Below are 10,247 nucleotides of genomic sequence, written 5' to 3' on the forward strand. Positions count from 1 at the left end.
GCTGTTGCGGACCCGGGCCAGCAGGTCCGGCTCGGTCACCAACACCGCTGGCGTGCAGTCAGCCATGATGTAGCCCAGCCCCGGGCTCTGCTCACGGGCGTTGACCGGCACCGCAATAGCGCCCAGCCATAGTGCACCAAACAGGCCGTACATGAATTCCGGGCCGTTGCGCAGTACCAGCATGACCCGGTCGCCGGGCTGCACGCCACGGTGACGAAGGTTGGCGGCAACGGTGGCCGCCCGCTCGCCCAGTTCCCGGTAGGTGACCCTGAGATCATCGCAGACGAAGGCCTCACTGTCCGGGCTTAACGACAGCGCAGCCTGGAGCATGGCCTGCACCGAGGCGTGACGTTCGCTGAAGCAGGAGACAACACGATTATTGAAATGCTGCTCATGACGAACGGCAAAACGGGTATTGGGAAAGGTCTGGCTCATGGTTGATCCGGTCGATGGTTATTGTATTTGTCGAGCGTACGCTCTATTTATACCGCAAGCTTTAACCAGTCGGCGACCCGCGTCAACCTCAGCGGCCGGCCATGAACGCCAGCTACAGACAGCAAAATACTGAAACGTTACAATTCCGGACCGGATGAGCAGCATTCTGTGCCTCTCGTCCGTTGTCATCAGGTCATTGCCGGTGCCCTTTTGCCCGGTTCACGAACGTTTACAAGCGCGCGAGGGGTCATGAGCAGAAGCACCATCAAGGATGTGGCCCGTGAGGCAGGCGTTTCCGTGGGCAGTGTCTCGCGCGTGCTGAACGGACTGGCAGTCAGCCCCCGTATGCGCCACGCGGTGGACACTGCCATGACCCGGCTGGATTATGAACCCAACAGCCTGGCCCGCAGCATGCGTACCAACTCCACCGGCGCTGTTGGTTATTTTGTGCCGGATGTGGCCAATCCTCTTTATGGCGCCATCATCAATGCCCTTGATCAGCGTCTCAAGGCCCGGGGGCTGATGCTGTTGCTGGCCAGTGCCCGGGGCCGCAACGGCCGGGAAGTGCTGGCCGAGTTCCGCCGGCGGCGGGTCGATGGCCTGATATTCACACCGGACAGTGAAACAGACCCGGAGCTGATTCGTGAGCTCAAGGCCTTTAACGGGCCGACGGTGATTCAGACCGTCGAGTTTCCGGACAGTTTTTACGGCGTCCGGATCGGCTATCGCGCCGGTTTGCGATCAGCCACTGACTATCTGCTGGGCCTCGGCCATCGCCGTATCGCGCTGCTGACACCACTGACCGAATTGTGGCCGGGACGCGAGCGGGCGGCCGGCTTTCGCGAAGCCTTTGAGGCCCGCCAGCTGGACCTGAACGATGCCTTGGTCTGCCCCCAGGATCTGGGACTGGATCCGGAGCTGGAGGTGCTGCGCCTGCTGCAGTCGCCGCAGCCACCGACCGCGCTGATACTGCCCGGCACCCGTATTCTGGCCGGCGCCCTGCGGGCGGCACGGACCTGCAAGCTGGCGATTCCGTCACAATTGTCGCTGATCAGCATTGGTGATAACGACTGGGTCAGCAGCCACGATCCGGCCATCACCACCTTGCGCTGGCCGGTAGAGACCCTGGCGGATACCATCACGGAATTGCTTGTGAGCCAGATGGACGGTGTCCGGAACCAGCCGGTCCAGATCACGGTACCGGCCGAGCTGGTGCTCCGTGAATCCTGCACCAGTCCGCCGTCGCCCCACCAGGATAGCCACTGATCATGCCCGTCAGTATCGGCGAATTGCAGGAGCGCTACGGCAGCGCCTACAAGTGGTGGGTGATGGTTACGGTAATGACCGGCACCATGACCATGTCGCTGTCTTCCACCATCGTCAACGTCGCCCTACCCGACATCATGATTGACTTCTCCATTGGCCATACGGCGGTGCAGTGGCTGGTGACGGCGTTTCTGGCCAGCATGGCCATTGGCATGTTGCTGAACGCCTGGATGATCGACCGCTTTGGTCCCCGCACCACCTACCTGTGGGCCGTTACTCTGTTTATCATTGCTGCCATCGCCGGTGGCTACGCGAATTCGTTTGGCATGCTGATCGCGGTGCGGGTGATTCAGGGTCTGATTGCCGGATTGGTGCAACCGTTGGCCATGGTCATGCTGTATGCGGTCTTCCCGGTGCAGCAGCGGGGCCGCGCCATGGGGCTATACGCCATGGGCGGGGTGCTGGGCCCTACCATCGGACCGGTCGTGGGTGGCGTACTGGTGGACTGGATTTCCTGGCGGGCGGTGTTCCTGGTAGCCCTGCCGTTCTGCCTGATCACCATTGGCCTGGCCCGGAAATATCTGGCGACACCGGTCAGTGGCGGTATGGGCCGGCGCAAGCTGGACCTGTTCGGTATTGTCCTGCTGGCCGGCTGGGTATTCATCCTGCTTTCCGGTCTTTCCAGTGGGCCCACCATGGGCTGGTCACACCCCTGGGTGCTGACGGCGTTCACATTGTCACTGGGGCTGTTCCTTGCCTTCACCCTGCGCCAACTGAAAAGCCGGGCGCCGTTGCTGGCCCTGGGAGTGTTTCGCTATGAAGGCTTCACGGCCGCGTTCCTGGTGGCCATGCTGACCGGTGCCGGCCTGTTTGCCTCAGTCTATCTGTTACCCCTGCTGGTGCAGACCGCCATGGGAGAGTCCGCTTCAGCGGCTGGTTTGCTGCTGATGCCGGCCGGGCTGGCCATGGCCTTCTCGTTCCCGGTCATTGGCCGGCTCACTGATACGGTCATGCCAAAATTACTGGTGGGTGGCGGACTGTTGATGTTTGCACTGTCAGGCATTGTGCTTAGTGACGCGGACATAGGCACATCGTTTATGCTGATTGCGTCCATGGCGGCCCTTGGCCGGGTGGGTCTGGCCATGATGATGCCGCCGGTGGTTATCGGTGCCATGAGTATCGTACCGACTGAGCTGGTCAATCAGGCCACCGGTCTGGTGAGTTTTGCCCGGCAGTTCGGCGGTGCGCTGGGAGTCAGTCTCGCCGCCATCCTGCTGCAGGAGGGCACCACGGTATCAGCGGCAGCCGGACTGCCCGCCGCAGCGCCAGGATATCAGGACGCCTTCCTGCTGATGGGACTTGGTTTTATCGTAGGATTGTACGGCGTTTATCGCATGCGATCGGTATCACCCGGCGAGCGGCCTGCCAGCCTGCGCCAGGATCCACCTTGAGAATTAAGGGAAAACAGTCATTGCAGCAAAAAATCCCGGTGGGCCACTCCCTCCACAAGAACTCAACCAGCACCGGGCAACGCACTCCAACATGCAAACAGATCTAATGCCGAACCCATCACCAAACGGATGATCAGGGGTCGGAATCAACAAATCGGGCGAACCGTGTAATCTGAAAGCTGTCCATTGAAACGATTCATTCCAGCGCCCAATAACTTCGTCAAAAATTGTAAAACGATAATTAACACAAGGCTTTTCCACAGGCAAAACATTATTGTAAGGTTTCAAACCCAGGCCTCAATTAACGAGTTTGCCTTCACAGAAAACGCTCGATTGACCATAAGGAAATAACAACAATGATCCTGACCGACCTGCCTGAGAAAAACCTGGAAAAGTTCGGTGAATATCCCTTGCTGTACGCCGGTGAGCGGGAAGTGACTAACCGGGAACTGCAGGAGAATGCCAACCGTCTGGCCAATGGCCTGATCAATCTGGGCATCAGGCCCGGTGACCGGGTAGTGGTGTGCATGCCCAACTGTCCGGAAGTGTTTATTGCCTATCAGGGCATCATGCGGGCGGCGGCCATTGTGCTGCCGGTCATGTTTGTTCTGCACCCCCGGGAAATCGGCTTTATTCTGCAAGCGTCTGAAGCCTCGGCGATCATTACCACAACCCATGTTCTGCCTGCCATTGAACAGGCAACATCGGGCATGGAAACCCCTCCCCGGCTGATCGTGGCTGGCATCGCCCAGGACCAGCCCAGCCCGGCTGCTGGCATACACTGCCACAGCCTTGCGGCGCTGATGACCGCCTCCTCATCCGAAATAACAGTGCCCGAACTGACACCGGATGACGTCGCCGTGATCCTTTACACCTCCGGCACTACCGGCCAGCCCAAAGGCGTCATGCTGACCCATCGCAACCTTTACAGTAACGCAGCCGCTGCTGTTGCCCTGGCGGAGGAAAGTGGCGAGCCTCCGGGAACCACCCTGGGCGTTCTGCCCCTGGCCCATATCTACGGTTTCACAATGGCCAACACCCTGTTTCTGAGAGGTGGCAGCATGGTGATCCTGCCCAAATTTGAGGTGCGGGCCGTGTGCGAAGCCATCGATAAATACAAAGTTGAGCGTTTCAGTGCGGTGCCAGCGATGATTTACGCGCTGACCACGGCCCCGGAAGCATCAGAGTATGACCTTTCCACCCTGGAGGCCGTCGGTTCCGGCTCCGCGCCCCTGCCGGTCAGCCTGTTTGATGCCTTCAAGCAACGCTTTGGTGCTGACATTTATGAGGGCTACGGGCTGTCTGAAGCGGCACCTACCGTCTCTGCCCATCGCCGCGGCGAACCGATCAAGGCGGGCTCCGTAGGCCGCGCATTCCCTGGTGTTGAACTGCGTATCGCTGATGAACAGGGCAACCCGCTGCCCACCGGTGAGATCGGTGAACTGCTGGTCAGGGGAGAGAACATCACCCCGGGCTACTTCCGTAACGAGGAAGCCACCAAAGCCACCCTGCGTAACGGCTGGCTGCACACCGGAGACATCGCGAAAGTGGATGAAGACGGTTACCTGTATATCGTCGACCGCAAGAAAGACCTGATTCTCCGGGGTGGCTTCAATATCTACCCACGGGATCTGGAAGAGCTGATTTCCCGCCATCCGGCCGTGGCCGAAGTGGCCGTGGTCGGCGTGCCATCCGAACGCATGGGCGAGGAAGTCGTTGCCGTGGTGGTGCGCAATGAAGATTCCGACATTTCCGGGGAAGAACTGCTGGCGTTCTGCCAGGAGCGGCTCGCAAAATACAAAACGCCGCGCTCGGTCCTGTTCATGGAGAGCCTGCCCCGCAACGGCGTTGGCAAGATCCTCAAGAAATCCCTGCGGGAACAGGTTGCAGAACAGGTAACGATTGAGTAAATAGTAAGCTTATGGATCTGTTCGGGCCATCGGCCCGGGCAGGCGATTCTGGTACACAATGGATGGCAGTACCCACCACTCATCGACAACAATAACGGGATCACCATGAGCATCGAAAACCCTACCATTCTGCCGTTTGATCACGGCATTTATGCCATTGATACCGAATTCGGTGGTCTGGACATGATGGATGCGAGCCACCTCATCGTCGATAACGGCGAGGCCGCCTTCGTGGATGTCGGCAGTAACTTCTCGATCCCGGTGCTGCTGTCTGCCCTGGAAAAGCTCGATATCCGTCGTGATCAGGTGCGCTATGTCTGCGTCACCCACGTCCACCTGGATCATGCCGGTGGTGCCGGCCTGTTAATGCAGGAACTGCCGGAGGCTACCCTGGTGGTTCATCCCCGGGGCGCACGTCATATGATCGACCCCACTGCCCTGTATGAAGGTGCCCGTGAGGTCTATGGTGACGAGACCATGAAAAAACACTATGGGGAACTGATACCGGTACCCGCCGGACGACTCCGCGAGGTTCAGGATGGCGATACTCTTACCCTCGGCCAGCGCACCCTGACCTTTCTGGATACTGCCGGCCACGCCCTGCACCACTACTGTATTCACGACGATACAGCAAACGCCATTTTCTCTGGCGACACCTTTGGCATCGCCTATCGCGGGCTGACTTCTGATCGCGGCCGCTTCATTTTCCCGGCCGCGACACCGGTGCAGTTCGACCCGCCCAAAGCCCATGAATCGGTGGATCGTCTGGCCGGTTACCAGCCATCAGCCATCTACCTTACCCATTTCAGCCAGGTCACCGAGATTGACCGCCTGGCGGAGGACCTGCACCGGGATCTGGACGCCTACGCCGAGATCGGAAGTCGTCACCTGGAGGCGGGCGACGGTCAATACCCCGGCATCCGCCGGGATCTGAAAGCCTGGTTTGCCTTCCGTGCGAAAGAGCATGGTCTGGCCCTGTCCGACGAGGAACTGGAAGACCAGCTGGGCATGGACATCAACCTGAACAGCCAGGGCATTACCGTCTGGGCCCAGAAGCAGGCCCGGGCCGGATCAGCTACGACCAAAGTCTGATAGGGTTATGAATTAATTCACTCTTCATATAAATCCATGCTAGTTTTGGGTCGTACAACTGGTGGCTCTCGGGGCATCCCTGGCCACCTTCCGCCATAGCCCCGAAGCACTCAGCACAATAAATACAAAATCGAGGAACGCTTCCAATGAAACGTCGCAATCTGTTCAGAACGGCGGCTGCGCTGGCGCTGACCGCTGCTGTAGCTGTCACTCCGGCCTTCGCCCAGGAAACCTTTACCCTGAAAATGGCTGAAACCTGGGGGCCGAACTTCCCGATCTTTGGTGACACCACCAAGAGCATGGCCGAAATGGTCGAGAAAATGTCCAACGGCCGCCTCAAGATCCGCATTGATTCCGCCAACCGGCACAAGGCCCCTCTGGGCGTGTTTGATATGGTCAAGGCCGGTCAGTACGACATGGGACATTCCGCCTCCTACTACTGGAAAGGCAAGGTTCCCAACACCCTTTACTTCACCAGCATGCCCTTCGGCATGAACGCTCAGGAACAGTACGCCTGGTTTTACCACGGCGGCGGCATGGAACTGATGCAGGAAGTCTATGACGAGCACAATATGCTGTCCTTCCCCGGTGGTAACACCGGCAATCAGATGGGCGGCTGGTTCCGCAACGAGATCAAGACTCTGGACGACCTCAAAGGTCTGAAAATGAGGATTCCCGGTTTCGCCGGTGAAGTGTTTGCCGAGGTGGGCGTCAACCCCACCAACATCGCACCGGGTGAGCTCTACACCGCCCTCGAGCGCGGTACTATTGATGCTCTGGAATGGGTAGGACCGGCTCTGGACCTGCGTCTTGGCTTTCATCAGATTGCCGACTACTACTACACCGGCTGGCATGAACCCGCTACCGAACTCCAGTTCCTGATCAACAAGGGTGTCTGGGAAAAACTGCCGGCAGATCTTCAGGAAATCCTGCGGGTGGCCATGCGCACCGCTGCCTATGACATGCTGACCCACTCGGTTCACGAGAACTCCAAGGCATGGGCTTCCATCCAGAAGGATTACCCGAATGTTCAGGTAAAAACCTTCCCGGATGAGATCTTCGAGGCCATGGTTGAAGCCAACACCCGGGTTCTGGCAAAAGCCGCCGAGGGTGACGAGCAGGCTCAGCGCATCATCCAGTCCCAGGAAGATTACCTCCGGGATGCCCGCGCTTATACCAACATCTCTGAGCGAGCCTACCTGAACACCATGGCAGAGCTGGAATAACGCCACGGGCCATATAAACAATGCCGGAGCCCGGGCCAACCCGACTCCGGCATTTTTATCACCAGCTTTATGAAATTGCTTTCATGTTCGCGTAAAATAGCGGCATTCTTTCCGCACACGAAACACACCCGCCTCACTGACGGGTCCAGCTCCAAAAAGAGGTTCCATCATGGGATGGCTGACGACACTGGATAACGGGCTAGGACGCATAGCACACATGTGCGGCTGGGTAGCCAGTCTTGCATTTATCCTGATGCTACTGAACGTGTTCTACGATGTGGTAATGCGCTACGCGTTCAATAACGTGAGCATCGGCATGCAGGAAATGGAGTGGCACCTCTACTCGGTGGTGTTCCTCATGGGTATTCCCTACGCTTTGCGCACCGACGGCCATGTCCGGGTTGATGTCTTTTACGCCAGCTGCCGCGACACGGTCAAGGCCTGGATCAACCTGGTGGGCGCCCTGATCTTCGTTATTCCTCTCGCCGCCTTTATTGCCTGGCTGGGCATTGATTTCGCCATGGAATCCTACAGCATGAACGAACGCAGTGGTGACCCCGGCGGACTGACCCACCGCTGGATTATAAAGGGTCTGATTTCCTTTTCCTCCTTCTTTACTGCCATCGCAGGTCTCGGCATGGCCACCTTTGCCCTACGAGTGCTGGTCAAAGACGCGGCTTATGACGACAACGAGAACAGCGCCGGAGGCCTGGCATGATCGGCATCATTATGTTCGGAGTGTGCCTCATCATGCTGATGTGGGGCTTCCCGGTAGCCTTTACCTTTGGCGGTATCGCACTGATTTTTGGCCTGATTTCTGAAGGCCCCCAGCTGTTCGCCTTCATGCCCTACCGCATTATGAGCATCATGGAAAACACCGTCATGATGGCCATTCCGTTGTTCATCTTCATGGGCATCGTGCTGCAGCGGACCCGGCTTGCCGAACAGCTACTGGAATCCATGGGCCGCCTGTTCGGCAGCGTGTCCGGCGGTCTGGCCATTTCCACCATTCTGGTGGGCGCCCTGCTGGCCGCATCTACCGGCGTAGTAGGCGCCAGTGTTGTGGCCATGGGACTTATCTCCCTGCCGGTCATGCTGGCTCATGGCTATGACAAGAAACTGGCCTGCGGCACCATTTGCGCATCCGGTACCCTGGGCCAGATTATTCCACCCTCCATCATCCTGATTATTCTAGGTGAAGTGGTAGGACTGCCCGTGGGCGATCTGTTCCGCGCTGCGGTGATCCCGGGCGCGGTGCTGGTAGGGCTCTATATCGGCTACATCCTGCTCACGTCCCGACTGAAGCCCGGCTCTGCACCGCCCATGCCCCGGGAAGAGGGCTTCTCCCGCAGCGAGGAAATCCGCAAGGCACTGCTGGCCATCCTCCCACCTCTGGCGCTGATCGTGGTGGTTCTGGGCTCGATCTTCAGTGGTATCGCGACGCCTACCGAGTCTTCCGCCCTGGGCGGAATGGGTGCGCTGTTACTGGCGCTGATCTATCGCCAGTTCTCGTTCAGCATGGTCTGGGAAGCGGCCAGGGATACGGTCAAAGTAACGGCCATGGTGTTCGCCATTCTGGTCGGCGCTACAGCCTTCTCCATGGTTTTCAGCTACACCGGTGGCGATTACCTGCTGGAAGAGTGGATGCTGGCCTTGCCCGGCGAGAAATGGGGCTTCCTGATCCTGGCCATGATGATCATCCTGATACTGGGCTTTTTCATCGATTTTGTGGAAATTTCCTTCATTATCGTGCCAATTCTGGCACCGGTGGCGGAAGCCCTTGGTATCAACATGCTCTGGTTTGCCATTCTGATCGCGATGAACCTGCAGACCAGCTTCCTGACACCTCCGTTCGGATTCAGTCTGTTCTATCTGAAAGGGGTATCTCCGCCGGGGGTAAAAACCACGGATATCTATCGTGGTGTCATGCCCTTTATTGCAATTCAGGTCGCAGTGGTCGTGATGATTCTGATCTTCCCGCACTGGTTTGGCATGAGTTCCACCGCCAGCTTTGGTTACTGACCGGAACTGGCCCCAAACCTTCCCAAGGCTGGCTCTGCACGAGTCAGCCTTTTTTATTTCTCAACTGCCACCTACCTTTTGTTTGAACGACGCTACTCTTTCATCGAGAATAAACGTAGGTTACTTACAAGCTGCGTGATGCCGGGTCACAGCGAACGCTCACTTTTTCATGGGTCGCGACAACCGACCGGATCGGAGAAACATCATTTCCTCGTCAAACTTCCACCTGAAGGCGGCACTGCTGCTGGCCAGCAGCATGACCGTTCTGTCCGGTGCCATTATTGCCCCTTCACTGCCCGGCATGAACGCCCACTTCGGCGGCGAGTCCGAAGTGGCGGTCAAACTGGTGCTGACCATGCCGGCGCTGATGATTACCCTGTTCAGTCCGTTAATGGGCATGCTGAGCGACCGGTTCGGACGTAAGCGGTTACTGGTACTGGCACTGCTGGTATACGGCATGGCCGGATTCGCCGGCTTTCTGCTGGATAACCTGAACAGCCTCCTGCTATCACGGGCGATTCTCGGTATGGCCGTTGCTGGCATTATCAGCATCAGCACGACGCTGATCGGTGACTACTTTGAGGCCAGCGAACGGGCAAAATTCCTCGGCCTGCAGGGCAGCTTCATGGCTCTCGGCGGGGTGGTGTTCCTGAATCTGGGCGGGGCCCTGTCTGACTGGAGCTGGCGCGGGCCTTTCCTGACCTACCTGGCAGGTTTCATACTGCTGCCCTATGCCTGGCGGGTGCTCTATGAACCCAAGCGCGGGCATACTCCGGAAACCACCAAGGGCCCACCACCAGCGGTTACTCTGCCGATAGGGCGACTGGTACTTGCCTATACACTGG

General features: G+C 58.3%; 9 protein-coding genes. 8 read left to right on the forward strand and 1 reads right to left on the reverse strand.

Going from position 1 to position 10,247, the window contains the following annotated elements:
- Positions 1-435 (reverse strand): class I adenylate-forming enzyme family protein (locus AAC035_RS13285; RefSeq protein WP_339804952.1); only part of this gene is annotated, 435 nt, incomplete at its 3' end.
- Between the two features lie 249 nt (positions 436-684).
- Between AAC035_RS13285 and AAC035_RS13290 the strand changes: the two genes are divergently transcribed.
- From AAC035_RS13290 to AAC035_RS13325, 8 genes are all read left to right on the forward strand, one after another.
- Positions 685-1,701 carry a LacI family DNA-binding transcriptional regulator gene (locus AAC035_RS13290; RefSeq protein WP_339804953.1) on the forward strand — a complete coding sequence of 339 codons (1,017 nt, stop codon included), beginning with the start codon at positions 685-687 and terminating at the stop codon, positions 1,699-1,701.
- Positions 1,702-1,703: 2 nt separating this feature from the next.
- On the forward strand, positions 1,704-3,152 hold the full coding sequence (locus AAC035_RS13295; RefSeq protein ID WP_339804954.1) for a DHA2 family efflux MFS transporter permease subunit: 1,449 nt from the start codon (positions 1,704-1,706) through the stop codon (positions 3,150-3,152).
- 356 nt (positions 3,153-3,508) lie between these two features.
- The gene (locus tag AAC035_RS13300) at positions 3,509-5,062 is read left to right on the forward strand and encodes a long-chain-fatty-acid--CoA ligase (protein ID WP_339804956.1); all 1,554 of its coding nucleotides are present in this window, start codon (positions 3,509-3,511) and stop codon (positions 5,060-5,062) included.
- 105 nt (positions 5,063-5,167) lie between these two features.
- Positions 5,168-6,154 carry an MBL fold metallo-hydrolase gene (locus tag AAC035_RS13305; protein WP_339804958.1) on the forward strand — a complete coding sequence of 329 codons (987 nt, stop codon included), beginning with the start codon at positions 5,168-5,170 and terminating at the stop codon, positions 6,152-6,154.
- 146 nt (positions 6,155-6,300) lie between these two features.
- On the forward strand, positions 6,301-7,380 hold the full coding sequence (locus tag AAC035_RS13310; protein ID WP_339804960.1) for a TRAP transporter substrate-binding protein: 1,080 nt from the start codon (positions 6,301-6,303) through the stop codon (positions 7,378-7,380).
- 169 nt (positions 7,381-7,549) lie between these two features.
- The gene (locus AAC035_RS13315) at positions 7,550-8,098 is read left to right on the forward strand and encodes a TRAP transporter small permease subunit (protein WP_339804962.1); all 549 of its coding nucleotides are present in this window, start codon (positions 7,550-7,552) and stop codon (positions 8,096-8,098) included.
- Positions 8,095-9,402 (forward strand): TRAP transporter large permease subunit, encoded by a 1,308-nt coding sequence (locus AAC035_RS13320; RefSeq protein ID WP_339804964.1) that lies wholly within the window; start codon positions 8,095-8,097, stop codon positions 9,400-9,402. Before AAC035_RS13315 ends, AAC035_RS13320 begins: the two co-directional genes overlap by 4 nt.
- A 169-nt stretch (positions 9,403-9,571) precedes the next feature.
- Positions 9,572-10,247 (forward strand): MFS transporter (locus tag AAC035_RS13325; protein WP_339804966.1); only part of this gene is annotated, 676 nt, incomplete at its 3' end.

This window comes from uncultured Marinobacter sp. (assembly GCF_963974375.1).
Lineage (GTDB): Bacteria > Pseudomonadota > Gammaproteobacteria > Pseudomonadales > Oleiphilaceae > Marinobacter.

What these genes read in the sequence shown, in the direction of transcription:
- AAC035_RS13290 (WP_339804953.1), top strand. Translation starts at nt 685, where the DNA reads ATGAGCAGAAGCACCATCAAGGATGTGGCCCGTGAGGCAGGCGTTTCC.
- AAC035_RS13295 (WP_339804954.1), top strand. Translation starts at nt 1,704, where the DNA reads ATGCCCGTCAGTATCGGCGAATTGCAGGAGCGCTACGGCAGCGCCTAC.
- AAC035_RS13300 (WP_339804956.1), top strand. Translation starts at nt 3,509, where the DNA reads ATGATCCTGACCGACCTGCCTGAGAAAAACCTGGAAAAGTTCGGTGAA.
- AAC035_RS13305 (WP_339804958.1), top strand. Translation starts at nt 5,168, where the DNA reads ATGAGCATCGAAAACCCTACCATTCTGCCGTTTGATCACGGCATTTAT.
- AAC035_RS13310 (WP_339804960.1), top strand. Translation starts at nt 6,301, where the DNA reads ATGAAACGTCGCAATCTGTTCAGAACGGCGGCTGCGCTGGCGCTGACC.
- AAC035_RS13315 (WP_339804962.1), top strand. Translation starts at nt 7,550, where the DNA reads ATGGGATGGCTGACGACACTGGATAACGGGCTAGGACGCATAGCACAC.
- AAC035_RS13320 (WP_339804964.1), top strand. Translation starts at nt 8,095, where the DNA reads ATGATCGGCATCATTATGTTCGGAGTGTGCCTCATCATGCTGATGTGG.